22 protein-coding genes are annotated in these 26,842 nt (G+C 45.2%); 13 read left to right on the top strand and 9 right to left on the bottom strand.

Annotated elements, in window-relative coordinates; all coding sequences use genetic code 11:
* Positions 1 to 6 precede the first annotated feature (6 nt).
* Positions 7 to 2,619: a DNA mismatch repair protein MutS gene (gene mutS / locus R3D00_12960; GenBank protein MEZ4774086.1), complete on the top strand. Its 2,613-nt coding sequence runs from the start codon at positions 7 to 9 to the stop codon at positions 2,617 to 2,619.
* A gap of 68 nt (positions 2,620 to 2,687) precedes the next feature.
* Entirely contained in the window at positions 2,688 to 3,011 is a 324-nt protein-coding gene (gene trxA / locus R3D00_12955; GenBank protein MEZ4774085.1) for a thioredoxin, read from the top strand.
* Positions 3,012 to 3,103: 92 nt separating this feature from the next.
* On the opposite strand, the gene accD is transcribed toward trxA, so the two are convergent.
* The gene (gene accD, locus R3D00_12950; GenBank protein ID MEZ4774084.1) at positions 3,104 to 3,979 is read right to left on the bottom strand and encodes an acetyl-CoA carboxylase, carboxyltransferase subunit beta; all 876 of its coding nucleotides are present in this window, start codon (positions 3,977 to 3,979) and stop codon (positions 3,104 to 3,106) included.
* A 336-nt stretch (positions 3,980 to 4,315) separates the two neighbouring features.
* On the opposite strand from accD, the gene R3D00_12945 reads away from it, so the two are divergent.
* From R3D00_12945 to R3D00_12905, 9 genes are all read left to right on the top strand, one after another.
* Complete coding sequence (locus R3D00_12945) at positions 4,316 to 7,531, top strand: SusC/RagA family TonB-linked outer membrane protein (protein MEZ4774083.1); 3,216 nt, start codon at positions 4,316 to 4,318, stop codon at positions 7,529 to 7,531.
* 22 nt (positions 7,532 to 7,553) lie between these two features.
* Complete coding sequence (locus R3D00_12940; protein ID MEZ4774082.1) at positions 7,554 to 8,945, top strand: SusD/RagB family nutrient-binding outer membrane lipoprotein; 1,392 nt, start codon at positions 7,554 to 7,556, stop codon at positions 8,943 to 8,945.
* 26 nt (positions 8,946 to 8,971) lie between these two features.
* A complete protein-coding gene (locus R3D00_12935; GenBank protein ID MEZ4774081.1) occupies positions 8,972 to 9,751 on the top strand; it encodes a hypothetical protein in 780 nt (259 codons plus the stop codon).
* Positions 9,752 to 9,831: 80 nt separating this feature from the next.
* Positions 9,832 to 11,574, top strand: a complete 1,743-nt coding sequence (locus tag R3D00_12930) for an FG-GAP-like repeat-containing protein (protein MEZ4774080.1) — start codon at positions 9,832 to 9,834, stop codon at positions 11,572 to 11,574.
* A gap of 27 nt (positions 11,575 to 11,601) precedes the next feature.
* Positions 11,602 to 12,081, top strand: coding sequence for a GNAT family N-acetyltransferase (locus tag R3D00_12925; GenBank protein MEZ4774079.1), 480 nt, complete (start codon positions 11,602 to 11,604; stop codon positions 12,079 to 12,081).
* Positions 12,074 to 13,357: an MFS transporter gene (locus tag R3D00_12920; protein ID MEZ4774078.1), complete on the top strand. Its 1,284-nt coding sequence runs from the start codon at positions 12,074 to 12,076 to the stop codon at positions 13,355 to 13,357. The genes R3D00_12925 and R3D00_12920 overlap by 8 nt, the downstream gene beginning before the upstream one ends.
* Positions 13,354 to 15,036, top strand: coding sequence for a glycoside hydrolase family 3 N-terminal domain-containing protein (locus tag R3D00_12915; GenBank protein ID MEZ4774077.1), 1,683 nt, complete (start codon positions 13,354 to 13,356; stop codon positions 15,034 to 15,036). Before R3D00_12920 ends, R3D00_12915 begins: the two co-directional genes overlap by 4 nt.
* Before the next feature lie 185 nt (positions 15,037 to 15,221).
* On the top strand, positions 15,222 to 16,469 hold the full coding sequence (locus R3D00_12910) for a peptidoglycan DD-metalloendopeptidase family protein (GenBank protein ID MEZ4774076.1): 1,248 nt from the start codon (positions 15,222 to 15,224) through the stop codon (positions 16,467 to 16,469).
* A gap of 284 nt (positions 16,470 to 16,753) precedes the next feature.
* A complete protein-coding gene (locus tag R3D00_12905; GenBank protein MEZ4774075.1) occupies positions 16,754 to 17,278 on the top strand; it encodes a hypothetical protein in 525 nt (174 codons plus the stop codon).
* Between the two features lie 65 nt (positions 17,279 to 17,343).
* On the opposite strand, the gene R3D00_12900 is transcribed toward R3D00_12905, so the two are convergent.
* The gene (locus R3D00_12900) at positions 17,344 to 19,011 is read right to left on the bottom strand and encodes a DUF3352 domain-containing protein (protein ID MEZ4774074.1); all 1,668 of its coding nucleotides are present in this window, start codon (positions 19,009 to 19,011) and stop codon (positions 17,344 to 17,346) included.
* Between the two features lie 12 nt (positions 19,012 to 19,023).
* Entirely contained in the window at positions 19,024 to 19,830 is an 807-nt protein-coding gene (locus tag R3D00_12895; GenBank protein MEZ4774073.1) for a glycosyltransferase family 2 protein, read from the bottom strand.
* Positions 19,831 to 19,952: 122 nt separating this feature from the next.
* Here R3D00_12895 and R3D00_12890 point away from each other — a divergent pair, with 122 nt between their 5' ends.
* Together R3D00_12890 and R3D00_12885 are read left to right on the top strand one after the other, a co-directional pair.
* A complete protein-coding gene (locus R3D00_12890; protein ID MEZ4774072.1) occupies positions 19,953 to 21,197 on the top strand; it encodes an outer membrane protein transport protein in 1,245 nt (414 codons plus the stop codon).
* 92 nt (positions 21,198 to 21,289) lie between these two features.
* Positions 21,290 to 22,606 (top strand): SGNH/GDSL hydrolase family protein, encoded by a 1,317-nt coding sequence (locus R3D00_12885; GenBank protein ID MEZ4774071.1) that lies wholly within the window; start codon positions 21,290 to 21,292, stop codon positions 22,604 to 22,606.
* Here the strand turns inward: R3D00_12885 and coaE are convergent.
* The 6 genes from coaE to nusB all read right to left on the bottom strand — a co-directional run bounded on the left by coaE (position 22,582) and on the right by nusB (position 26,835).
* Positions 22,582 to 23,211, bottom strand: a complete 630-nt coding sequence (coaE, locus tag R3D00_12880) for a dephospho-CoA kinase (protein ID MEZ4774070.1) — start codon at positions 23,209 to 23,211, stop codon at positions 22,582 to 22,584. The two genes, R3D00_12885 and coaE, sit on opposite strands and share 25 nt — an antisense overlap.
* Positions 23,208 to 24,191 carry a hypothetical protein gene (locus tag R3D00_12875; GenBank protein MEZ4774069.1) on the bottom strand — a complete coding sequence of 328 codons (984 nt, stop codon included), beginning with the start codon at positions 24,189 to 24,191 and terminating at the stop codon, positions 23,208 to 23,210. The genes coaE and R3D00_12875 overlap by 4 nt, the downstream gene beginning before the upstream one ends.
* The gene (yajC, locus tag R3D00_12870; protein ID MEZ4774068.1) at positions 24,181 to 24,495 is read right to left on the bottom strand and encodes a preprotein translocase subunit YajC; all 315 of its coding nucleotides are present in this window, start codon (positions 24,493 to 24,495) and stop codon (positions 24,181 to 24,183) included. The genes R3D00_12875 and yajC overlap by 11 nt, the downstream gene beginning before the upstream one ends.
* Positions 24,496 to 24,641: 146 nt before the next feature.
* Positions 24,642 to 25,178 carry a DUF1573 domain-containing protein gene (locus R3D00_12865; protein MEZ4774067.1) on the bottom strand — a complete coding sequence of 179 codons (537 nt, stop codon included), beginning with the start codon at positions 25,176 to 25,178 and terminating at the stop codon, positions 24,642 to 24,644.
* Between the two features lie 99 nt (positions 25,179 to 25,277).
* Positions 25,278 to 26,279: an isocitrate/isopropylmalate family dehydrogenase gene (locus tag R3D00_12860; protein MEZ4774066.1), complete on the bottom strand. Its 1,002-nt coding sequence runs from the start codon at positions 26,277 to 26,279 to the stop codon at positions 25,278 to 25,280.
* A 43-nt stretch (positions 26,280 to 26,322) separates the two neighbouring features.
* Positions 26,323 to 26,835, bottom strand: a complete 513-nt coding sequence (nusB, locus tag R3D00_12855) for a transcription antitermination factor NusB (protein MEZ4774065.1) — start codon at positions 26,833 to 26,835, stop codon at positions 26,323 to 26,325.
* Between the last annotated feature and the right edge of the window lie 7 nt (positions 26,836 to 26,842).

Raw genomic sequence — 26,842 nt, 5'->3', positions numbered from 1 at the left:
GACGATATGGCAAAAGATTCATCCCAAACGCCGTTGATGCGGCAGTACAACGCAGTCAAAGCGAAGTACCCCGGCACTGTGTTATTGTTCCGGGTGGGAGATTTTTACGAAACTTTTGGGGAAGATGCCATTGAGGTTTCCAAAGTGCTCGGGATCGTACTTACCCGGAGATCCAATGGAGCGGCAGCTGATGTGGAACTTGCCGGGTTCCCTCACCACGCACTCGATACCTATTTACCCAAACTGGTACGAGCCGGTAAACGCGTCGCCGTATGCGACCAGCTGGAAGACCCCAAACAGGCAAAGGGAATAGTCAAAAGAGGCGTTACCGAACTGGTTACTCCCGGCGTTACTTTCAATGACAAAGTACTTGAAATCAATCAGCACAACTATCTGGCTGCAGTTTATTTTCCTGACAACAAGTCCGTCGGTGTTTCTTTTGTAGAAGTTTCAACCGGAGATTTTTTCTGTTTCTCCGGCAATTTCTCCTATGCAGAAAAAATCCTGCATACGCTTTCCCCCTCAGAAGTACTCATTTCAAGAAAAGATTTGCGTCTCTTCAAACAACATTTCGGGGAAAAATTTTACCTGACACGGGTAGATGAATGGGTGTTTCAGCCTGATTACGCAAGAGAAAAATTGCTGGAACTCCTCAAAACCCAATCCCTCAAAGGATTTGGCGTGGAAGATGAACCAGCCGGAATCATTGCCGCAGGCGCTGTGGTCCATTATCTCAACGAAACCCAACAGGCGGAGCTAAGACATATCACCCGCATCTACCGGTTTGATGATTCGGAATTTGTATGGCTGGATCAGTTTACGGTCCGCAACCTGGAATTGGTTCGCCCCCTTCACCCGGATGGAAAAACGTTGGTAGAAGTGCTCGATCATACGCTGACGCCTATGGGCGCAAGGATGATCAGACGGGCAATTTTACTTCCCCTGAAAGATATCAACCAAATACAAAAGCGGCTGGACATTGTAACCACATTTTTGAAAGATCAGAATGGCCAGCTTCAACTTACGACCCAACTGAGGCAGATAGGCGATTTGGAACGCCTTGTCTCCAAAGTAGCTACGCTGCGATTGATTCCGAGAGAAGCAGATACACTCCGGCGTTCGCTCCGGCTGATTGAACCTATCAAACAAATACTTCATGCCTTTGGCGCGGACCAGCTCAGCCGAAAAGCCGATGAGTTTGAGGATGTATCTCCTGCACTCCATATAATGGATACCTGGCTGATGGAGGAAATGAGCGGGAATGTTGCGGATGGCCATGTGATCAAAGATGGCGTTTCATCAGAATTGGATGAACTCCGCCAGATTCAGAAAAATGGAAAAAAACTCCTGCTGGGACTTCAGCAAAGAGAGATCGAAAAAACAGGTATCTCCTCACTCAAAGTCGGATTTAATAAAGTATTTGGATACTACCTCGAAGTTACCAATGCCCATAAAGACAAAGCCCCGATCTCCTGGACCAGAAAACAAACCCTTTCCAATGCGGAAAGGTATATCACAGAAGAGTTAAAAGAATACGAAGATAAAATCCTCCATGCGGAAGAACGCATTTTGTCTTTGGAGGCAGACTATTACAACCGGTTTTTACAGTTGATGCAAAATCATATTTATGCCATCCAGCGCAATGCGCGTCTGATTGCAGAATTAGATATGCTGCTCAGCTTTGCAAAAGTAGCGCAAGCCAAGCGTTATACTATGCCGGTTATCACGCAGGAGGAAACCATCGATATTTGCCAGGGACGCCACCCGGTCATCGAATCTACGCTGGGACCTGACGACCCCTACATTCCCAATGATATCATGCTGGACAATCAAAGCCAGCAGATTATCATTATCACCGGCCCTAATATGGCGGGAAAATCTGCTCTCCTACGGCAGACAGCGTTGATTGTGCTGATGGCACAAATGGGCAGTTTTGTTCCTGCCGAATCGGCCAGAATCGGGCTGGTTGACAAAATATTTACCCGTGTAGGTGCTTCTGATAATATTTCCAGCGGAGAATCAACTTTCATGGTGGAAATGAATGAAACAGCACAAATCGCCAACAATGCCACTGGCAGAAGTCTTATATTATTGGACGAAATAGGCAGGGGTACCAGCACCTATGATGGCGTTTCTATTGCATGGGCGCTGGTGGAATATCTTCATGAGACACCGGGTTGTCAGGCAAAAACACTGTTTGCGACCCATTATCACGAACTCAACGAATTGGAAGCAAGATTGAGCAGGGTCCGCAATTTTAATGTATCCGTCCGGGAAGTAGATGGGAAAGTATTGTTTTTGCGCACACTCAAACCGGGAGGAAGTGCACACAGTTTTGGGATCAATGTCGCTGAGATGGCCGGAATGCCGAAGGTGTTGGTGAAGAGAGCCCAAAATTTGCTGGCACATTTTGAAAAAAACAAAATTAACGATCAGGATAGCGCAAAGGCCGTAAAATTCTCTGATAAGCAGACCATCCAACTAAATATGTTTGAGTTGAAAGATGCAGACACCCTGAAAATCAGGCAATTGCTTAGTGGCGTAGACATTGATCGGATGACACCGGTCGAGGCGCTACTGAAACTGCAGGAAATCAAAAAATCACTGTTGGAAAGCTAAAATGTCGCGCAGGCGATAGACTAAGGAAAAAAAGCGTATTATATTTGCATAATATTAATTACAAGAAGATGGGAAAACCAATAACAATTACCGAGCAAAACTTCGAAGAAGTAGTATTAAACTCAGATAAACCTGTGTTGATAGACTTTTGGGCGGCATGGTGCGGTCCGTGTCGGGCCATTGCTCCGATTATTGAAGACCTGGCCAATGAAATGGATGGGAATGCTGTTATCGGAAAAGTGGATGTTGACGATAACCGTAACATTGCTGTTAAATACGGCATTATGAATATCCCTACGCTGTTGATTTTCAAAGACGGTCAAGTCGTTGACAAGCAGGTAGGACTTACTTCCAAGGCAGTGCTGACCAATAAAATGGCTGCGCACGCCTAAGCAGTATCTCACGCAGAGTTAATTTTTTCCCTGAATGTTGAAGAAAAACGAAGGATTACGCCTTCATTTACCTTCAGCATTCAGGTTTTTTTTTAGTTCTTTTCGGCTACAATGGTTATGGCCTTGGGAAACAACATACTGTAAGCATTATACAGGGTAGTTTTCAGATCTTTACGGTGAACGATAAAGTCCAGAAATCCATGTTCAAGGACAAACTCTGAGCGTTGAAACCCATCCGGAAGATCGCGGCCAATGGTTTCTTTAATCACACGAGGACCGGCAAACCCAATCAGTGCATTGGGTTCGGCGATATTGAGGTCACCGAGCATCGCAAAGCTGGCCGTTACCCCACCAGTTGTAGGATCGGTCAGCAGAGAAATGTAAGGAATTTTCCTTTCACTTAAGACAGCCAGCTTGGCGCTGATTTTGGCCATCTGCATCAGACTGAAAGCACCTTCCATCATCCTTGCACCACCACTTTTGGAGATAATAAGCAGTGGCATTTCATCGGTCAGGCATTGTTCTATGGCACGACAGATTTTTTCGCCGACGACACTCCCCATACTTCCCCCGATAAAACGAAAATCCATGGCACAAATCATCAGGTTTAGTCCATTTACTTTTCCATAAGCCGTGCGAATGGCATCGGTAAGTCCGGTTTTTTCAATACTGGACCGGACACGGTCGGGATATTTTTGAGTATCGACAAAATTCAGAGGATTACCAGAGATCAGGGTATCGTCTTTTTCAATATAAGCACCATCGTCAAAAATGATGGAAAAATACTCTTCACTTCCGATCCGTATATGATGGTCGCAATGAATACAAACGTAGGCTTGTTGTTTTAAAGCTTTGGTTTGCAGCGCTTTTTTACAATTGGGACACTTCTTCCACAGCCCTTCAGGCGTGTTATTTTTATCTTCGGTTTTGGTGAGGATATTATCTTTTACCCGCTTAAACCAGCTCATAATCTAACATCTTTATAAGTTCCAGATTCAAATATACACAATCCTTTACCCGGAGCAAAGAAAACCGGCACAAACCATTCTGGGGCAAAGCCTGATAACTGAAAATTAAATCAAAATAAGCAAAACAGGCCATTTACAAAAACAAAACACAGGGGAAATGTTTAAGTAAAATAGTTGGTCAAGCAACCCAAACTGTTGTTTTTTTCGTTTGTCTGGTCAATCCACCTTTGTGTTTGGTATATTCACATGTTTGTTTCTTACATGAAGAATGTGTTAAATTTGAAGGTTCGTTCTTTGTATTAAGTGTTAATTAACGTCAAACTAAAGCTTTATTAAATGAGAAGATTTTTATTATTCCTGGCCATGTGCGGGCTCGGGCTAAATGTGCTTTTTGCACAGAGCTCAGTCTCCGGTACAGTTACCGACGCACAAACCGGTGATGCTCTGGAGGGTGTTGCCGTATTGGTAAAAGGAACAACCGTAGGTATGTTTACTGACGCAAACGGTAAATATTCCCTGGAAGTTCCTGCAACTGGTGAAACCCTCGTTTTTACTTTCGTTGGAAAGAAAAAGCAGGAAATCGCTATCGCTGGTCGTCGCACAATTGATCTTGCTATGGAGCAGGATATCCTGGAAATCGATGAAGTAGTTGTAACTGCTTTTGGTATTGAAAGGGATAAGCGTTCCCTTACCTCCGCTGTACAGGAAGTAAAAGGTAGCGCACTGGTTTCTTCACGTGAAACCAACGTAGTAAGTGCACTTTCCGGTAAAGTTGCCGGTGTACAGGTTACCAACTCTTCCGGTGCTCCCGGCGCCGGTGCCAACATCGTCATCCGCGGTAATGCGTCGCTTACGGGTAACAACCAGCCGCTGTTTGTCATCGACGGTGTACCCATCAACAACTCACAGACCACTACAGGAGAAAGTGTACTTGGAGGAGAAAACCTCTCCAACCGCGCCATCGACATCAACCCCGAAGATATTGCTGATATCTCTGTGTTGAAAGGCCCGGGTGCAGCTGCACTTTACGGTTCACGCGCTTCCAATGGTGTAATTATCATTACTACCAAAAAAGGCGGTAAGCAAGGCGGTGGCATGCAGTTTTCTTACAATACTGCCCTCAGCTTTGATGAAATCAACCGTGTCCCCGAGCTGAACCAAACATATGCTCAAGGCTTTGACGGTGCACTCGCAGGTCGTATTTCCACTTCATGGGGCCCCAACATGGCCGATCTTTCTTATGATGGAAGTACTACTTCTGACTATAGCCCATACGGCAACCTGGTAATGAAAACTGCCGCCAATGCTACAGGTCAGGCTGTTGTAGCTGCCGATCCCTATAAATTTTTCCAGACCGGAAGAAAATGGGATAACAACTTTACGATGTCAGGTGGTGATATGAATACCAACTTTATTCTGAGTGCCTCCAATACTGCTCAGACAGGTATCATGCCTAACTCTGATTTCAATCGTACCTCTATCCGTACTGCTGGTCAGGCAAGACTGAATAACAAGCTTACTGTTAGTTCTTCAATCACCTATACCTACACAGATATGACTTCGCTGCAGCAGGGTTCCAATGTAAACGGAATCATGTTGGGTCTGCTCCGTACCCCACCTTCATTTGACAACTCTTATGGACAGGATGTAGTAGACCTCGACAACCGTGCAGCTTTCATGAATGCCAACGGCAGACAGCGTAACTACCGCGCAGGTGGTGGTTATGACAACCCCTACTGGACCGCTTACATGAACCCTACCACTGGTCAGGTAAACCGTATGAACGGATATGCCCTGCTTAGCTACAAACCCCTTGACTGGCTGGAATTCCGCTATCGTCTGGGTGCTGACAGTTGGTCAGATATCCGCAAGAGTGTATATGCACTTAACTCTGCCGGTGGCTATGCTTCCGGAAGAATCACTGAGCAGACTTCCCGCTGGTTTGAGGTTAACTCTGACTTCTTTGTTGAGGCAACCCACCGCTTTACAGAAGACTTTGGTGGTCGCCTGATGCTGGGAAATAATCTTAACCACAGATTTGCTCAAACAACTCGTGCGGTAGGTGCTGGATTAACGATTCCAGAATTCTACAACCTCTCCAATGCCAGTACTTTCACGGCATCTGAAGGACAGGAAACCATCCGCCTGGCTGGTCTTTTTGCTGACCTCGCCCTCGATTACAAAGGCATGCTGTACCTGAACCTTTCCGGAAGAAATGACTGGGCTTCTACCTTCGGGGAAAACAACAATAACTTCTTCTATCCTTCTGCCAGCCTTGCTTTCGTATTCACCGAAGCTTTAGGTCTGTCTAAAGGTACAATTCTTCCTTTTGGTAAAATCCGCGCTTCTTATGCTACCGCTGGTAAAGAGCCTGGTCCATACCTCCTCAACACTGTATTCGTAGGTGGTGGTGCTGGTTCCGGATTTATCTCCGGTGTTGCGGCTCCTTTCCTGGGTCAGAACCTGTTTACGCTTGATGGTACACTTGGTAACCCAGATCTGCTTCCTGAGCAAACCACTACCCTGGAATTTGGTCTTGACCTTCGTTTCCTCAGTGGCCGTATCGGAATGGACGTAACTTATTACAAATCCACTTCTGAAGGACAGATCATCGGTGCGCAGATTCCTACCACTTCCGGATTCTTCTCTACTGTTGTAAACGCAGGTACTGTTGTAAATCAGGGTATCGAAGCTGTTATCACCTTAAACCCCATCCGCTCCAACAACAATGGATTTAACTGGGATATCACTGCAAACTTCACACGCAACGTGAGCGAAGTTACCGCACTGGTTGATGACCTTGAATTCCTTTCTATCAGCTCAAACTTCGTAGGTGCTGGTAACTATGTGGTTCTCAATCAGCCTTATGGTGTCCTCTATGGTAGCCGTTGGTCAAGAACTTCTGACGGTCAGTTGATCATCGAAGACAATACCGGTTTCCCAAGACAAGATCCACAGGAAGGCATCCTGGGTAATCCAAACCCCGATTGGTTGCTGGGATTAACCAATACTTTCAGCTGGAAAGGTCTTTCTCTCTCCGGTTTGATTGACGTTAGAAAAGGTGGCGACATCTGGAATGGTACAAGAGGTGCGCTGGAGTACTTCGGTATGGCTAAATCAACTGAAACAGAACGTTTGGAAAACAAAGTAGCTGTATTTAATGGCGTTCTCGCTTCCAGCTATGATGGCAATGAAACCGCTCCTGCTGAATGGAAAACCAACGATATCGCTGTTCCGCTGAATATGAACTGGCACTTTGCTGGCCCTGGTTCTGGCTTTACCGGCCCAACCGAGTCCTATATCGAAGATGGCAGCTGGATCAGACTTCGTGAAATCACCCTGGCTTACTCACTGCCCAAAAGCCTGCTCAGTAAAACCCCACTGGGTGCTATTGACGTGAGCATCACAGGCCGTAACCAGTATCTCTACACCAACTATCAGGGAATTGACCCAGAAACCAGCCTGAAAGGTGCCAGCAATGGCCAGGGTTTTGATTACTTCAATTCTCCCAATACAAAAAGCTGGGTAGGTGCTATCCGCATTTCTTTCTAATTCCAAAATGTTGATTATAATTATGAAAAATATAAAGAAATTATTCACTCTCGCACTCACGGGAGGGATTCTATTCTTCACAAGCGCCTGTACACAGTTTGTAGAAGGCCTGTCAATAGATCCCAACAACCCCGCGGATGTGCCTTCCTCCCTCTTGCTGCCCAACGCTACTGTTGAAATGGGTTCGCTCCTGGGTGAAGACCTCGCATGGTACAGTCAGGTATTTATGCAGACACATGTCGGTACTGCACGTCAGATGAACGCGGCCACCCGCTATACCGTTCTGGCTGGTGACATCAACAATGCATGGAACGCAGCTTATGCAAACATGCTGATGGACCTGAAAGTGATTGTTGATAAATCTGCCGAAAATGGCAATACGCACTACAGTGGAGTAGCAAAAATCATGACCGCTCTGGCTCTTGGTACGATTACTTCTGCCTGGGGTGATGCGCCTTACAGTGAAGCACTGAAAGGTACAGAAAATACTACCCCTACTTATGACAATTCTGAAACTGTACTATATCCAAAAATCCAGTCTCTGCTGGACGAAGGTATCGCTGAGCTTCGTGGCTCCAGTGCTGTTTCCCCCGGAAATGATGACCTGATCTACAAAGGTTCAACAGCAAAATGGATCGCTGCTGCTTATGCACTGAAAGCCCGTTATGCCAACCACTCCAGCAACAAGGATGCAACTGGTTCTGCAAATCAGGCACTTTCATTTATCGAAGCCGGTGCGATTGCCAGCAACGCTGATGATATGGCTGTCCCTTACGGTACAGCCGATCCACGCGAAGCTAACCCATGGTACCAGTTTAATACACAGCGTGGCGACCTCGTTTTAGGTGAATTTTTTGTCAACAAACTGTTGGAAAACGATGACCCAAGACTTCCCTTCTTTGCAAAAACTGATGCAGCTGGCGGTTATTCAGGTTCGCCGGTTTTCCCTCCGACTATCGATGCATCTCCGCTTGGTTCTTTCTACGGAAATATCAACTCCAAGCTACCGTTGGTTACTTATGCTGAAGTTAAGTTCATTGAAGCTGAAGCTAATTTCCGCCTCGGTAAAACTGCAGAAGCCCTGGCTGCATACACAGAAGCTGTTACCGCGTCCGTAACCAAAGTTACCGGTGCCGCTCCTGATCAGACCTTCCTCGATGCTGTAGTTCCTGCCAATGCAGCGGACCTTACGCTGGAAATGATTATGGATCAGAAGTACCTTGCCATGTTCACTCAGTATGAGTCATGGACAGACTTCAGAAGAACCGGTTTCCCTGCACTGACCCCTTACCCTGGCCAGTCTTCTGTTCCCGGCCGTTATCCTTATGCTCAGCGCGAGCGCGACCTCAACACCGCGAATGTGCCCGCTGCGGCAACAAGTGGTTTGTTTGATAAACTCTGGTTTGCGAAATAATTTGTTGCAAAAACACCTATTGAATTATGAAAAAAATTGCGAATATTTTTCTTTTAACGATCTTACTGGGCAGTTTTACTTCCTGCCTGGAAGATTCGAAAGTAGTACCAGACTACACACTCGGTGCTACTGCTCTCCTCTCTAATGTTGGAGGTCTCTTTGACCTGACGGACCTGAATAACTCAACATTTGGATTTTCTGTTGATATTCTCGCTCCTGATGAGGTGAATGTAACTTCTGTTACCATCATGAAAAGCTTCAACGGTGGCACTCCGGTAGCTCATGCTGAGATAACCAGCTTTCCCGCCAGCATCACCGTAACCCCTGCCGACGTGGTAAACGGGCTGGGTGTTGCTGTGGCTGACCTCAAGCTGGGTGATCAGTTTGATTTCACCTTGAAAGTGAATACCAGCAACGGTACTTTCTCTGCTCAGGATGCATTCAACATCAAACCTGCATGTCTTTCTGATCTGGCTGGTACTTACTCTGTAGTTACTTCAGGAGAAGCCGGAGGCGGTAATGGTACTTATACCAATATCGAAGCTGATGTTGTACTTACAGAAACTGCTCCCGGTGTCTATCGTGCAGATGACATCACTGGCGGTATGTACCCTCAGTTCTGGGGTGGAAATCCTGAACCAGGATCTTTCGAAGACGTTTGTAACACACTTACCATCCGTCCTGTTCCCGATCAGTGGGGTGATACCATTGTCGGAGGTGGAGAAGTAAATGAAGATGGTTCACTGAATCTCAACTGGTCGAATGGCTACGGAGATACCGGTGCAGCTGTTTATACGCCAAAATAGTTCTTCAGAATTTATTAACTTTCAGAGGCTGTCCCCAAAGGATAGCCTCTTTTTTATTTTATTTGCCTAAATCCGTACCAATGAAAAAAATTTTACTCAACATCCTGCTGATTCTCCTGTTTCACAGGGGGGAGGGCCAGGTAAACTTTGAGGACAAATCTGCCTTTCAGGGTATCAACCACAATTATGGCCCTTACACTCCCAGTGGTGGGGTGAGCTTTTATGACTTTAACCATGACGGCTGGGATGATCTTACCCTGGCTACCCCCAACGGGGAAAAAATTCACTTTTATAAAAATAATAAAGGCACCTTCCAAAAAATTACCGCACCTGTCAATCATACCGACAACGCACAGCAAATCCTCTGGGCTGATTTTGACAATGACGGCGATGCCGACTTGTTTGTCTCTTCTTCCAATGCACCCAACCGACTGTACCAAAATAACGGCAACTTCCAGTTTACCGATATAACCGCGGCCTCCGGCCTTCAACGCAATAACCTTCCTACCTATGGTGCCGCATGGGGAGACTATGACCGGGACGGCTGGCTCGACCTGTATTATGTCGACAGACCCAATGTACTCACCGGCCCTGTTTCCGCTCATCTCTACCGCAACAATGCCAATGGCACCTTTTCCGAAACTACGCTCACAGCACTGGTTGCCGATTCGACCAAACTGCCCTGGGTTACGGCCTTCATTGACATCAACAATGACCTATGGCCTGATATATTTACGGCACAGGATAAACTCTCCAAAAATTCCCTCTTTAAAAATCTCGGAAATGGTACCTTCGCCAATATCAGCGCTTCCAGCGGTGCGAATCTTGCCATGAATGCCATGTCGGTTACGCCCGGCGACTTTGATGGAGATGGTTACCTCGATATCTATATCACCAATACCAACCAGGGAAATAAACTCCTCCACAACAATGGAGACGAAACCTTCACCGAAATTGCAGCCGATGTTGGAGTAGAGTTTCTTAGTATTGGATGGGGGGCGCAATTTACCGACCTTGACAACGACACAGATCTCGATCTGTATGTAAGCGGAGCAGAGGTCGGCAGCACAGGCCCTTTGTCAAGCGCCTGCTATATCAACGATGGTTCTGGCATGTACAACCGGGTTACCAATAGCTTTGCCGGTGATACGGTAGGTAGTTATGCCAATGCGATCGGAGACTTTAACCGCGACGGTTTTCCCGATATATTTGTGTGCAATGAAGCCCCTTTTCATTCACAACTCTGGCAAAATAGCGGGGGTACCGGCCATTGGATCAGAATCAGACTCCAGGGTACTGCCAGCAACCGGGAAGGAATCGGTGCCTGGATCGAAGTTTTTGCCGGAGGATCAAAATTTGTCCACTATACCTTAAGTGCTTCAGGGTTTCTCGGTCAAAACGCTGCTGCCCATATCTTTGGGCTGGGAAATAGCGCTCAGGCCGATTCGATTATTGTCAGATGGCCTTCGGGACATACAGACGCGCTGTACAATATTCCCGCCGGCGAGGACTTTACTATTGTAGAAAATGAAGGTACTTTTAACACTGATATCTTTGACAGTAAAATTGCTCTTCCGCTGAAAATTTATCCAAATCCGGCCAACGATTTTATCAGGCTGGAATGGAAAGGTGTTGAGGCAGCAGCCCTTAATATTCGCATCATCAACAACCTGGGACAAATCATCGCTACGCTCAACTGGCAACCGGGACCTTCAGCAAATTACTTCCAGATACCTGTAACACATCTCCCCAACGGCACATACCGGATACTGGTAACCCTGGATGACCGTGCGCAGAATCGGTTTACGGTAATTGTAAGATAAAGACCATCAACCTTTTGGATTACTTTTATGGATATGCTCGTTAAACTCTACGATCTTCCCCAGATTTTACCGGAAGACCTGGTTCAAACCGAAACCCGCGGAATTGTCATCCGCAGAGCAATGGCCCCTGAAAAACACCTTGTGGTGCGTTGGGTAAGAGAAACCTTCGGGCATACCTGGGGCAATGAAACCGATATTGCTTTTGGAAACCAGCCAATCTCCTGTTTTATTGCAGTGGATAACAAACAAATCGTCGGTTTTGCCTGCTATGAGGTTACTGCCAGAAATTTTTTTGGCCCCACCGGTGTAGCAGAATCACACAGAGGGCTTGGTCTGGGTAAAATCCTTTTCTTACGAGCACTGCATGCTCTTCGGGAATTGGGTTATGCATATGCAATCATCGGCGGTGTAGGTCCGGCAGGTTTTTATACAAAAATTGCAGGAGCTATCGAAATTCCGGATTCAACCCCGGGCATTTATAAAGGATTACTCAAAGAAAATGGATAAACCCGCTCGCTCTGCATCAGGTCTCCCCCACCCGCTTACCTGGGTTCCCTCACTGTATTATACAGAAGGAATTCCCTATATCGTGGTAGTCTCGCTGTCCGTAATTATGTACAAACGCATGGGGATCAGCAATACCGATATTGCGTTGTACACATCCTGGCTGTATTTCCCCTGGGTCATCAAACCCTTCTGGAGTCCGCTGGTTGAGGTACTGCGCACCAAACGATTCTGGATAATTTCCATGCAACTGATTATGGGTGCTGGGTTTGCAGGTGTGGCACTTATGCTTCCATTGGAAGGATTTTTTCGATATTCCCTGCTTTTTTTCTGGCTACTTGCCTTTAGTTCTGCTACTCATGATATCGCCGCAGACGGATTTTATATGTTGGGGTTGAGACAGAATCAACAGGCCTTTTATGTGGGGTTTCGCTCTACCTTCTACCGGTTGGCCATGATCACGGGGCAGGGACTCATTGTCATCCTTGCAGGGTTGCTGGAAACAAAGGTCAGCCTGGTTTTGGCCTGGCAAATTTCGCTGGGGGTATTGGCAGTAATTATGATTGCCTTGTGGCTTTACCATTCATTTATCCTGCCAAAGGTCGAAGAAGAACCCACAACAAAACCAGATCTTCAGGAAATCCTTCAGGAGTTTGTGAAGGTATTTGTCGATTTTTTTCAGAAAAAACAGATACTGCTGATTCTGGGATTCCTCCTGCTCTACCGGCTGGGAGAAGCACAACTGGTAAAGATGACTTCTCCGTTTATGCTCGATGCGCGGGCTGATGGCGGACTGGCACTTTCGACTCAGGCCGTAGGCACGATTTACGGTACTATCGGCGTGATTGCCCTTGTCCTGGGAGGAATTCTGGGTGGCGTCCTGGCCTCAATCAACGGACTAAAATACTGGATATGGTGGATGGCCATTGCTATCAATGTGCCAAATGGCCTCTACATTTTACTCGCCCATCATCAGCCTGAATCCATACTTCTTATCGCCGGGTCAGTAGCCATCGAACAATTTGGGTATGGATTTGGATTTACGGCATTTATGTTGTTTTTGATTTATGTCGCCGACGGAAAACATAAAACTGCACATTATGCACTGGGCACAGGCTTTATGGCAATGGGAATGATGTTTCCGGGAATGGCCAGCGGCTGGATCCAGCAACAACTCGGATACGAAAACTTTTTTATTTGGGTATTGATTGCCACCATTCCAGGTTTTATTTTAATCAAATTTCTCCATATCGATCCTGCATTTGGCAAAAAAAAATGAATAAGCGCCCTGAATTTCTGCAATTCCTCCACACCGAATGGGTAAATCAGCAATTGGAACAGATGACACTTGCTGAAAAAGTTGCCCAGCTCCTCCACGTCGCCACGTGGTCCAACCGAGATGAAAGCCACTATCAATCTATAGAATCCCTGATTGGCAAATATGGCATCGGCGGACTCACCTTTTTTCAGGGCGATCCAATCTCCCAGGCCAAACTCACCAACCGATACCAGGCTGTTTCTAAAATTCCCCTGATGATATCCATTGATGCAGAATGGGGACTTGCGATGCGGCTCAACGATACCGTGCGTTTTCCCTATCAGATGGCATTGGGAGCGATTCAGGACAATACCCTGATTTACCAAATGGGCAGAGAGATAGGCAGACAATGCCGGAGGCTCGGAATTCATATCAACTTTGCGCCAGATGTGGACATCAATACACATCCGGACAATCCGGTGATCGGCTTTCGGTCGTTTGGTTCTGACAAGGAAGCCGTGGTTGAAAAAGCCAAAGCCTACATGGAAGGATTGCAGGAAGAAACTGTTTTAGCCGTAGCCAAACATTTTCCCGGGCACGGCGATACACATTCAGATTCCCATTTCACGTTACCCGTACTAACACACAGTAGGGAAAGACTCGAAGAGATAGAGCTTTATCCTTATAAAAAGCTCATCCCCGAAGGAATCGGAGGAATCATGACCGCACATCTGCATGTACCGGCTATAGACCCTGAGCCAGACTCAGCGGCCTCTCTTTCCCCCAGGATCACGCGGGAGCTCCTGATTGATCATATGGGCTTCGAAGGGCTGATCATCACTGACGCGCTTGATATGAAGGGTGTGGCAGCATTCAGAGAAGCCGATGAAGTAAATCTTATGGCATTTCTGGCCGGAAATGATATCATGCTTTTTTGCACAGATGTCAAAGGGTCGATCGAAAAAATCATTCAACAGGTCGATGCAGGAGCAGTTTCTAAAATCGAAATCAATAGACGTTGCCGGAAAATACTGGCAGCAAAATACTGGCTGGGACTCAGCCATTTTGAGCCAATCCTGTTATCCGGATTGGACGGGTATCTCAACAATGCCCATTCAGAACAACTAAATCAACGACTGGCTGCGGAGAGTATGACATTTTATTCTCCCAACGCCTCCGCTACTCCGGTATTTGTGCAACCCGGAGAAAAAACGGCCTCGCTCGCTATATTTGCCCAAAAAGAACAATCAGCCAACCAGCTGATTCACCACAGATTTCAAAGAACCAGGGAGGCTGCCAAAAACGATCCTGCCCCACTGTTCCAACGAATACTTTCTCAAACAGATATCGAAACTTATACTTTAGGGCATACATTTGAAGAGGAAGAAATCGCAAAAATCAACACCCAAATGGCTGAATATGATCACGTAGTTGTCAGCCTTCACGACATGCAGATCAAAGCTGTTGAAGGATTTGGAATCACTGAGAATATTGTAAAACTTGTGGATAACTTATCCACATCTACCCAAATAAGCTTTGTCCTGTTTGGCAGTGCTTATGCTTTACGAAAGTTCCAGTCACTGAATCATATGCGCTCGATATTGGTTGCTTATCAGGAAACGGCATTCACAGAAACAGCCGCCGCAGATGTTTTGAAAGGAAATTTAATTGCAAAAGGCAAACTACCCATACTCTTATAACATATAATTGATATTTAAAAACACCTTGCGGACAAATTTTCTACCTGCCACAAAAAAAATATACCATATGGGCCAATTTTATACACAATCTGTTTTCAGATGTGGATAATTTGGTTTAATTTTAGAGCATACTCAAGCGAGTGTATTTTTCGTAATGTAAAATAAGTATCATCGGTTGTTTGCGCGTGAAAAGAATTATATTTTTCCTGATCACTGTCTCCCCCATCCTATTTTCTACCGGCTGTCAAAACCAACCGTCAGCTACGATTTCGACGATGTCGAAGTTGCCTGCACCGGGTCTGAAAAGGATGTCTCAGGAGCAGTTTGGGATTGATGTAAATGCTATGAAAGTGGTACAATCCAATTTCGAACGCAACCAGTTCCTCACCGATGTTTTGCTGGAACATAATGTTGACCCTACCATAATCGATGAAGTTGCCAGAAAATCTGAGTCGGTATTTGATGTTCGCCGTATGCGTGCAGGCAATTCATTCACCATTCTGAAAAACAACGCACACAAAGTCAACTATTTTATTTACGAAAAAAATCCTGCGGACTATGTCGTGTTTGACCTCCGGGACAGTGTTCAGATTTATGAAGGAAGAAAACGGGTAAATGTCCAGGAAAAAACGATTTCTGCCACCATTCATGGTTCGCTGTTTGAAACGATTCATGAAAACGGACTGGACGCAAGGCTAGGCAAACTCCTCGAAGAAGTGTATGCATGGTCAGTAGATTTTTTCCACCTCGAAAAAGGCGATTACTTTAAAGTCATTTACGAAGAGGAATTTGTCGACGGGGAATCTATCGGCATTTCGAGAATTGTAGCTTCTGTTTTCCATCACAACGGAAAAGAATATTTTGCTATCAGCTTTGCACAAAATGATCAGATCGAGTATTTTGATGAAGCAGGGCGCAGTCTCCGCAAAGAACTGCTAAAGGCCCCGCTGAAATACTCCAGGCTTAGCGCCAGATACGGAGCACAGGCAGAATCCCTGCCCAACAAAGAAAAAGAAGTAAACTATACGGCACCCGCAGGAACGCCCATTTATGCTGTTGGGGACGGTGAAATTATCCGTGCCAAATATCGCAAAGGACTGGGCAATCACGTCAAAATTAAACACGGCATCTATACCACCCAATATGCCAATATGTCCAAAATCTCAGCCGGTATCCGGGAAGGAGATGAAGTCCATCAGGGTGATATTATTGGATATGTCGGCACTTCCGGCGATGGCGCAAATCCGCGTATGAGTTTCCGTGTATGGGAAAATGGCAAAGTCGTAAACCTCTCTTCCCTTTCCCTCCCGTCCGTAGAGGTCATTACTGAAGAAAATCAGGACAAATTTCAGTCAGTTACGACCCGTCTGCTCAAAAAGCTGGAAGCCGTAAAAGTAAAACCAGGCACCCACATCCTGGTTATGAGAGACTAATCTCTACCACTCAAGTCCCGGCGTTTACCATTTATGAAAAAAAATAGTTTTTTCACACATAAATAACGCCCATTCACAACCCGGCCCGGAATTTGTAAAGTATCAGGGAAAGGAAGTGATTTCCACAAAAAATTTCTCCCTTTTTTCAACTGAATTTGTTATTTTTAATTTGAAACAGATCGGATAAAAATTCCGACCCCCAACGCCAAAACACCGTGCTACTTACCAGAAATGGTCATTCAGAACTTTCCTGTTACGAATCTGTATTTAAAGTTAGTACGAAAATGAAATATACCTCTACCCTCGCCCTCTCCCTTCTCGTTTGTTCTACTGTATTGGCACAGAATAATTTGTTTATTCCTTTTGGCCAATCCAGAGAAGACGTAAAATCCTTTTTGGGTACGAAAGATTATATTGCCCAGGTACAGGAAGACAATGAAATGCAAAGCGTTCGGGCCGTACTGGATAAAGATAAGCATGTGGAATATGCTTTCGAAAATGACGCCCTTTATGCCACAACCGTTACCCGCAACTATGCTGACAAAAAGACCGCGAAGGAAATTCAGAAAGATTGTATGGACTACATGGCCAATGTATGTATTGAAGAAATCAAGGCCAATGCCAACGACAATATCACCTGTTATACCGCAGTAACTGAGGCGAAAATTATTAAGTTATTTGTGATTAATCACCCTCGGAGTACTACCCTGACCCTTACTTCTGTGAGCCGTAACTATGGGCCCATCATTCAGGAGCAGGATTTCTTCTATGAAATCGAACTTCTGCAAAGAAAGTTCATCTCCAACTGAGGCTAAAACCTACGGTCTTCAAACTGTTATGCCCGCACATTTCCAGAGAATTGTGCGGGCTTTTTTTATCGCGATGCGGATGTTTGTTGTGGCACAAACCCCGTGTATAAATAAGCCTCATACATATCCCCGGAAGGAGATAACTGAAAGCCAACCTCGGGAAAACTCATAAAATAAGCCTGGTTTTTCTGCATATCCTTGCGCGCTGCCGCATCCAGGGTCGTCATATAATAGTTTAGAAAACGGCCATTGTTGATATAGGTAAATATGCTGGAAGACGAAGAAAAATGGTCTGAAAAATCTTTGTATTGCGGGTCTCTGCCCAGCACATTTTCGGCCAGATACTGATCAATGACATACTGCAGTGCCGTAGTATCATTGGAAAAAACCACATAATCGTCAATATAAGTAAAGTGTGGTTTTTCTATCCGGGAAAATAACTTCTTGAAGAAGATCTTAAAAAATCCTCTGAGCTCCAGATATTTGATTGTATACCCCTGATAGTCCAGTTCTTCAAACTTTACCGGTGTTTTTCCGATTCGTTTGGTTACATAATCCAATCGCTCTTTGACCAGGTCATAATCGTCAAAATGAAGCATGGCATAATAGGCATACTGTGCGGTATCTGAAGACACCGGAACCACCGCTGTCACCATTTCATCCGTCATCCAGGCAAAGAAATCTCTTTCAAATTCGATTTTCAACAACTTCTCTATCCGGTCTTTATTTTTTGCCATACTCTTATACCCTTCCGGGTCAGATTCGGCATAATAACTATCAAACCGCCGATAGAAATCACCAAAATCAGAAAACCCCATAGAAGTAAACATCGCCGTATTGGAAGGAAGAACATCCTGCGCATGAACCGCCCCTTTCCCCACTTCCTTAAACACCTGCAAAAATGACCCGACAGAATCCAATTGTTTGATGAACCCTTCCATTTCCACCTTATCGTCATCCATACTCAGGTCAAATCCGCCAAAAGAGAGAATTTCATTTAACCCATCGAGCATTTCAGGCATTTCGCTGGTATAGGCCAGAATGAATTTATCAATTACGGAAAAGTTCATGTATATAGAGTACAGTTCTCCCCGGTCAGTCTTATCCCTTACCTTAGTAAAATCCGGTACTTCCGTAATACTTTCTTTTTCTGACTGATCAATTGCCTTCCTTATCAGATCTGCACGATAAGATGTGATCAGCACATTGTCCACTACCGCGAGTGAAAGTGTTTCATTATACACCTTATCGTGGAGATTGTAGATCTCGATATTGAAATATTTATCTGTAGTAACCTCATATCCCAGGCTTTCAAACAGCGGTACTGTCAGGGGTTTGAGCTTGGGAAGCTTGCGGCCTTTTCCTTTCAAATCCACAAGAATCAGAAATTCATAGTCCTGCTTGGAAACCATATGGGCAGAAATCACCAGATCTCCCAGTTTGACAAAATCCACCAGCGTCTGATTGGCCTTAAGCAAAGAGTCCAGATAATCTGCGGACTCCGTAATGTCGGCAAAATACTCGATGCCTTTGAGGTATTGCCAGACTTCGGTTTTACTGAGATCCTGCCAGTCTCCGATGGGACGGTCAGACTCAATAGCATAGACAAAATCGTGAGGCACAAAGGAAAAAAGGCTTCGCTCTTCGGAGTCAAGATCAATGAAAAAATATCCGGCGACAGCAGCCACAGCCAGCAGTACCAGAAAAAGGATGATTTTGAAAAAGGTTTTCATGAAACCGCAATATTAAGATTTGGAAGACAGGGGTGTTTTTTCTGTTTCGGGATCAAGGATCAGCTTGCGTCCGGAGGTCAGATTATAAATAGGTGAATGTACCAGTTTCAATTTATTGAGCACATACAAAACGGAAACTCTCAGGACTCCTAATCCATACACAACACTTCTCGAAAAATTGATGGAAGAAGCTTCGTGAAAATATTTAGTCGGGCAGGTTACCTCTCCGATCGTGTAGCCGGCATAAGCGATTTGGCCCAGCATCTCATTATCAAATACAAAATCGTCGCTATTTTCTTCCAGTGGCAGTTTCAGCAAAATTTCCCGGGAAAAAGCGCGATAGCCGGTATGGTACTCGGCAAGTTTCTGATTCATGAGAAGATTCTGGAAAAACGTAAGTCCCCGGTTGGCTATATATTTATAAATAGGCATGCCGCCGGTTCGGGCACCTTTTCCAAGAATTCGCGAACCCAGCATTACCGGAAACAGGCCATTCGCAATCGGATAGATCATCGCCTCCAGCAGGAGGGGCGTATATTGATAGTCTGGATGCAGCATGACGACGATATCAGCCCCTGCGGCAATTGCGGCAGCGTAGCAGGTCTTCTGATTTCCTCCATAGCCGCGATTTGCCGGATGCCGGATGACTTTGTGCACACCCAGTTGCTCAGCCTTTGCGGCAGTATCATCACTGCTTTTATCATCCACTAAAATCACTTCATCCACAATGTCAAAAGGGATTTCCCTGAAGGTAGCTTCCAGTGTACGCTCTGCATTATAGGCGGGCATGACCACCACAACTTTTTTTCCTTTTACCATATCAGCGGTTTCGGGCACAAATTACAGATAATTCTGCTTTCTACCCAGAATCCACAGGCAAATCAATTGACGCTGGTTTTTCCATAAAAAAAACCTACTTTCAGCTAACAATTGACATTTCCATGAGACTACTTGCTGCTTTTACGGGTATCATAATGGTGCTGCTCCACCAGGGCTATTGCGGTGGCTTTCAGCTGAATCTTCATGGTCAGCGCCAACTGGGGATGGCTCATACAGGCACAGGGCTTGCGCTTGACGGTAGTTCGGTATTTTTTAATCCCGGTGCACTGGGATTTCAGCCGCGTGGCTCTGTGATGATTGGAAGCAGTGCAGTTTTCCCCGTTACCAGTTTTCTTGCCCGAACGCCAAGCGTATATCAGGTCAATATGGATACCCTGCTTTATACCCCTATCTACCTGTATCTCTCATGGAATGGTAAAGCGGATATTGTCAAAGAAAAAGGATTTTCATTTGGGATTAGTGTCAACAACCCTTACCTGGGCGGTTCCAAATGGCCCGATGACTGGAAAGGAAAATATATATCGCAGGAATTCGCGATCAATACGTACTTTATTCAGCCCACCATTAGCTATAAGTTTAATGAACAGTTAGGAATCGGCCTGGGGTTTTCTTATGGCTTTGCCAGTCTTTTTAACCGTAAAGCCATAAAAGGAGACGGCCCCAATGGAAGTGAAGGCGCAGCGATTTTATCAGGAACCGGAAGAGGAATCGGTATCAATGCAGGAATATTTCTCAAACCCAATGAACAAGTTAGTCTGGGTATCTCTTACCGCTCCAGCGTAAGGATTGACATCCTGCATGGAGTCGCAAAATTTGACGTTCCGGAATCCCTGGCTGATGTTTTCCCCGATATGGGTTTTTCTACAGATTTTACGCTTCCGGGTGTGCTCAACATTGGGATCGGTTACAGGCCGGATGAACGGTGGCTCCTTGCCTTTGATTTAAACTTTACGGGGTGGAGCAGCTTTGATTCTTTGGCTTTTACCTTTGACCAGGAAATACCCCCCGTAAATAAATGGCCTGCCCGCAGAGGTTTTATCAATTCGACCACACTCCGAATTGGCGGCGAGTATCAGGCTAATCAAAAAATCCGTTTCCGTGGCGGTGCTTACTACGATAAATCTCCGGTTCCCGAAGGCTTTGTCAGCCCTGAAATTCCCGATGCAGACAGAATCGGGCTATGTTTAGGAATGGGCATAAATCTTGTAGAAAGACTTTATTTCGATCTTACATGGTTATATGAGTTTACGGGTGAAAGAACTGCTATTTTTGACGAAGCCGTATTTGGAGGAACGTATCAGACGTCAACGAATATCGTGGGTGTCGGCCTGAGATATGATTTTTAAAAAAATATGTTTCAAGCAGAGTAAACGATCTTGACCCGGAATGCGATATACTAATAAAGAAGACCCAATAGAAGGCGTTGAGTGGATACTATATGAGAAGAATTTTTACGATTGCCTGCACCCTTTTCCCCACACTTACAATATTATTGCTCTATAGCGGCTGTAAACCGGGACTTGTCGGACCAGCCCCTTCGACCGGATTCCTGAATGTGTTCCGCTACGTCGCCATCGGCGACGGGTTTACCGCTGGTGTAACCAACGGCTCACTGGAACCTTACAGTTATTCCGGACTCTATGCCGAAGGGCAACAATATGCATTCCCGAAACTGATCGCTGATCAGTTTCTGCTTGCACAACTCATTGATTTTGAGCAACCTGAGATGCCAGGCGTAGGTTCCGGACATCTCCGCATTGATTCTATGTCTCATACGGAATGCCCTTTGGAATCACCGGCACCGGTACTGAGTACCGTAAACCCTCAGGCTGGATGGAAAGATGTTTATGTGCCTAAAAAACAGATCAATAACCTGGGAATTCCTCAGCTGAAAACCAGCCATATCTTGAAGGATAGTATGATCCAGATGAACCCATTTTTTACCAGAATAAACCCCTCCGGAGATTCCTATATTTCTCTGATAAAGGAAAGTCGCCCGGGGTTTTTCACCCTCTGGCTGGGTATGACGGATTTTCTGGGGTTTGCAATGAAAGGTGCTGAATATTACGGCTTTCACCCTGCCGATGCAGAGCAGTTTGCACAAGCACTTGGCCTGTTACTCGACGAAGTGGTCCTTGCTAGTCCCCAGGCAAAAGGTGTGATTGGAAATATCCCGGATATTACCCTTTTTCCTTATTTCAAAACAGTTCCGTCTCAATATGTCAACCGGGAAAAATGTAAAGGTTCCATCATCCCCATCTACATTTCGACCGATGCTGGCGTTCGTATTGCAACAAATGAAGATCAAATCTTATTACCGGCCAAAGATCAAATTGGAATGGAATATGGGCAGGGATCATCCTTCGGATTAGTCGCAGAAAACCCTGTTCCCGGTCATTGGGTTCTGGACAAATCAGAGATTGAACTGATCAAAAAGCTGATTAATGAATACAACCTGAAAATCAGTGAAAAAGTCGCTTCGCTCAATGCTTCTCTGGAAAAGCCTGCATTTGTCATTGCTGATATTCACTACCTGATAGGCCAGCTGGCTCAAAGCTATACAGAAGATGGGTTGGAGGTATCCAATGAGTATCTTTCCGGGGGAATATTTTCACTGGATGGAATCTACTTCACCCCAAGGGGTAATGCAGTCATTGCCAATACATTTATCCGTACGATCAACAGTTTTATTAGCTTCGGGGCTTCTATTCCGCCGATTAATATTACCGATTATCCGGGCGTAGTCTTCCCCTGAGAAAATTTTTGTTCAAGAAAACGTATCGCAGCCGTAACCTGGGTAGAAAGCGGCTGAATGCCGTCATTGTAGATGACGAAGTCAGATCGGAAAATTTTTTCTGATTCAGGCCATTGTTTATTCATCCGGGAAAAGACTGCCTCCCGTGTAGTATGGTCGCGTGTTACGACCCGACTGACCCGGATATTCTTAGGTGCGTATACAGAAATTACGGCATCAGAAGTTTTGTATGCCCCAGACTCAAAGAGGATGGCCGCTTCTTTCAGCACAAATGAACGGGAATAGTCAGCCGGTGTGTGTGTTACCCAATCTTCGAAATCCTGACCTGTAACCGGATGAACATATGCATTGAGTTGAGACAACAAAGCCGCATCGGAAAATACCTTTTGGCTGATCAGGCTGCGGTTGAGAGAGCCGTCTGACAGGTACGCTTCATCGCCAAACAAACGGCGTATATTTCCCACTAATTTCTCGTCGTGAGCCATCAGCCACCTGGCACGATCATCCGCAGAGTATACCCTATACCCCAAAGTGGAAAAAATAGTACAGACGCGGCTTTTACCGCTGCCAATACCGCCGGTAATGCCTATTCTCCAGGGATTCATTTCTTAATAATTACATAGGACAACCGTAAAGGTGTACGACTCACCACTTTAATAGGTTCAGGAAGCTCTATTCGCGGAATAAAAAAAGGCACTTGTGGGTCCAGATCCTGAAAGGGAACCATGACGGTGAGATGCTCATTTTCCTTTTTTAGCTGTTGAAAACGCTCCATCGGAACCAAAGCCGTAACATTTACGAGGGTCTCACTAAGTCGTACCTCCATTCCGGGTGGAATATCATCCACCTCGATCTCAACAGGGATCTGCGTCTGCGTATACAGAACAGGGTTGATCCAGACCCTGACCTTATGAGGGCTGACCGACAGCCCCGGAACCGTGTTCAGGACATTTACTTCAATCTCCCCCGTTGACGAAATAATATCTGTTTTTTCATCAGTTGTAAACCATTCTTTAATACTATCAAGACGGGTTTGAGGACCCAGAATAATCACAGAATCCTGTTGAAGTACCGGTGCTTCCAGGAGTTGGTAGGTAGGTTTGAGTTGTATTCTTGTGCGAAGGCGCAAAGGAACACGTTTGTATATTTTTTTTTCGTATTCAAAATAAATACGGCCGGGATTGATCGCCTTTATTGTATAAGGGATAATCCGGGTAAAGCCATCTTTATAAGTACCAGTCGGAATAAAATTATTCTTCCGGTATTCCTCACTAAAGGGAAATTCGAGTGTATCACGGGAGAGCTTAAAATGTTCCACTAAAAGATCAACGCCTCCCCCCCTTGCGACAATATCTACGGTAGGGTTGAGATTTCGCGTAATTTGAATCGTTTCAGGGACAGCCGTAATTTTTACCGGGTAGTTAATAGAGGTATCGTACTCCTGATTGATTGTAACAAGAAACCATAAAGTAAGAGAGAGCAGGGCTGCAATCAAAAAGGTTGCACCCTGATCATTTTTACCCGGAAAAGAGGTGATAATTTTCCGTATAAATTTCCGGGCTGCGAGGCCTGGATTATTTTTCATTTTCAGCAGCCGGTACAGGCTTTAATGCTGCTTTCTCAAAGCGAAGTTTTACGTTAGTATCCACTTTTACGAGTACAGACTTTTCGTCAATACTTTCGATTTGCCCGTAGATGCCACCGATGGTGACCACTTTGTCGCCTTTATTGAGGTTTTCGCGAAATTGGCGTTCCTCTTTAGCTCTTTTTTGCTGGGGGCGAATCATAAAAAAGTAGAAGATGGCGATAATACCACCGAAAAACAAAAACTGCTCCATGCCGCCAAGGCCTCCGCTCGCGCCGGTCTCTGTGGTTTGCAGTAAGATCATTATGTTTTGCATAAAAAAAGTATCAAGTCAAATTAGGATCTAAAAGTAGATAAAAATACAACAAAGGCCAAAGGGTAAAACGCCTTTGGCCTTTGCAATACGTTGTATGATCCAGGTAGTTTTAAGTACCAGGAAATAATCGAAATTTAGTTGGCAGCAGCTAACACTTCTCCGGAGATGCGGAGAATTTTGTTGATGGAGCCTTCGAAATTACCGGTAACAGTTACGGTTTTATTCTGAACACCTGACTTACCAGCAGAGTTAAATACTACATCGATAAAACCTTCCTGTCCGGGTGGAATAGGATCTTTGGAGTAGCTGGGAGTTGTACAGCCGCAGGAAGCTTTTACACGGGTAAGAACCAGAGGCTCTGTACCTGTATTTTTAAATTTAAACTGGTGGGTAACATTTGTACCAGCCTGAACCTGACCATAGTTGTATTCTTCTGAAGCAAACTCCACGGTAGTTTTGGCCATTTCTTCAGCTTTTGCCTGAAAATCAGGAACTTTAGGGGTGGTTGCAGGGTCAGCATTCTGAGCAGCCAGATTTTGACCGTCAGGAGAAACCTGTACAGCTGAGTTGCCGTCAGCGGTGGTTTTTTCTTCAGTAGATCCGGAGGTCTGACATGCAGCAAAAGCCATGATTGCTACTACTGCAAGAAAGGAATAACGGAATTTTTTCATGATGACAAATTGATATTATAGGTGATATCGGTATCCGATTAACTAAAACCTTAGTGCAAATATACTAACTAATTCTTTAGTGCAAAAAAAATTATACAACTAATCCAGATTTTCTATAACAAATCGCGCAAAATCAGTGGTAGAAGCACGACCGCCAAGGTCACCGGTTGTTTTTTCTTTTTGGGAAAGGGTTTTAAAAAGCGCCTTTTCGACACGATTGGCAACCTCAAACATGGAAAGGTAACGAAGCATCATGATCGCTGACTGCAGGAAAGCGGAAGGGTTTGCCTTATTTTGTCCGGCAATATCAGGTGCACTGCCATGGACTGCTTCGAAGACCGCCACATCTTTCCCGATATTTGCACCGGGTACAAGTCCCAGGCCACCGATAAGACCAGCGGCGAGATCTGATAAGATATCGCCAAAGAGGTTCGTGGTTACAATTACCTCATATCGTTCCGGATACATGACCAACTGCATACACATGTTGTCAATAATTCTTTCTTCCACTTTGATTCCGGGAAACTCTTTGGCTACCTCCATTCCTGTTTTCAGAAACAATCCACTGGATTGTTTCATGATATTGGCTTTATGAACGATCGTAACTTTGCTGCGATTATTTTTGACCGCATATTCAAAGGCAGAGCGAATAATTCTTTCAGAGCCAGAGCGGCTGATACGCGCGATCGCATCGGCAATTTGGTTGCGTTCGTCAAAAATTTCGAAGCCTGAGTACATCCCTTCGGTATTCTCACGAAACAGCACCAGATCTACATTATCAAACCGGCTGTTGATACCGGCTACACTTTTACAGGGTCTTACATTTTGATAGAGATCAAACATTTGCCGGAGCGTCACATTAATACTTTTAAACCCTTCTCCTACGGGAGTAGTCAGCGGGCCTTTCAAGGCGATTTTTGTGCGCTTAATGGATGATATAAGATCTGCGGGAATAAGGTCGCCTACTTCGCGGAAAGCGGTGAGGCCAGCTTGTTGTTCATCATAGTCAAGGTCTGCGCCGGCAGCCTGTAGGATACTGACTACGGCGTCTGAGATTTCCGGTCCAATTCCATCTCCGGGAATTAAAGTAATGGTCGTCATTAAAAAAATAAATTGTCTTTACGTTATAAATCAGAAGGTACAATCAGAGAGCTGTATCTTCTACTGAATTTCCGATGGAATGGTTTATCAGTCCACGTCCTTTTTTTACAATTTTCCCATTAGTATGGAGATCATTGTACAAACTGTCGAGGATACCATTGATAAACTTGCTGCTTTTGGGGGTGCTATAAGTTTTTGCCAGTTCCAGGTACTCATTAATGGTAACCTTAACCGGGATTTCTTCAAAATTGAGCATTTCACAGATGGCCATATGCATCAGGATCCGGTCAATTCTGGCGATCCGTTCGAGTTCCCAGTTTTCGGCTTTCCCTTTGATCATATCATCGTACTTTTCTGCATTCTGCATAGAGTCGTAATACAGGGAAGTTAGTAACTGAGTATCGCCGGAAAGCTTTTTTTTCTTTTCCAGGTCTTCAACCTCATCTCCCAGCTCCTTTAGCAGGAGTTGAAATACTGCCTCAGGTTTTTGTCCTGAGGTGATACAGGCGTACACCGCCTGCATAACTTTTGCCCGAATCTGCCTTCTAGTAATCATCTGGAAT

It is taken from the genome of Bacteroidia bacterium (genome assembly GCA_041391665.1).
In the GTDB taxonomy this organism is placed as follows: domain Bacteria; phylum Bacteroidota; class Bacteroidia; order J057; family J057; genus JAGQVA01.
Note: the sequence above shows the minus strand (reverse complement) of the source record. Positions and strands in the feature narration are given on the sequence as shown.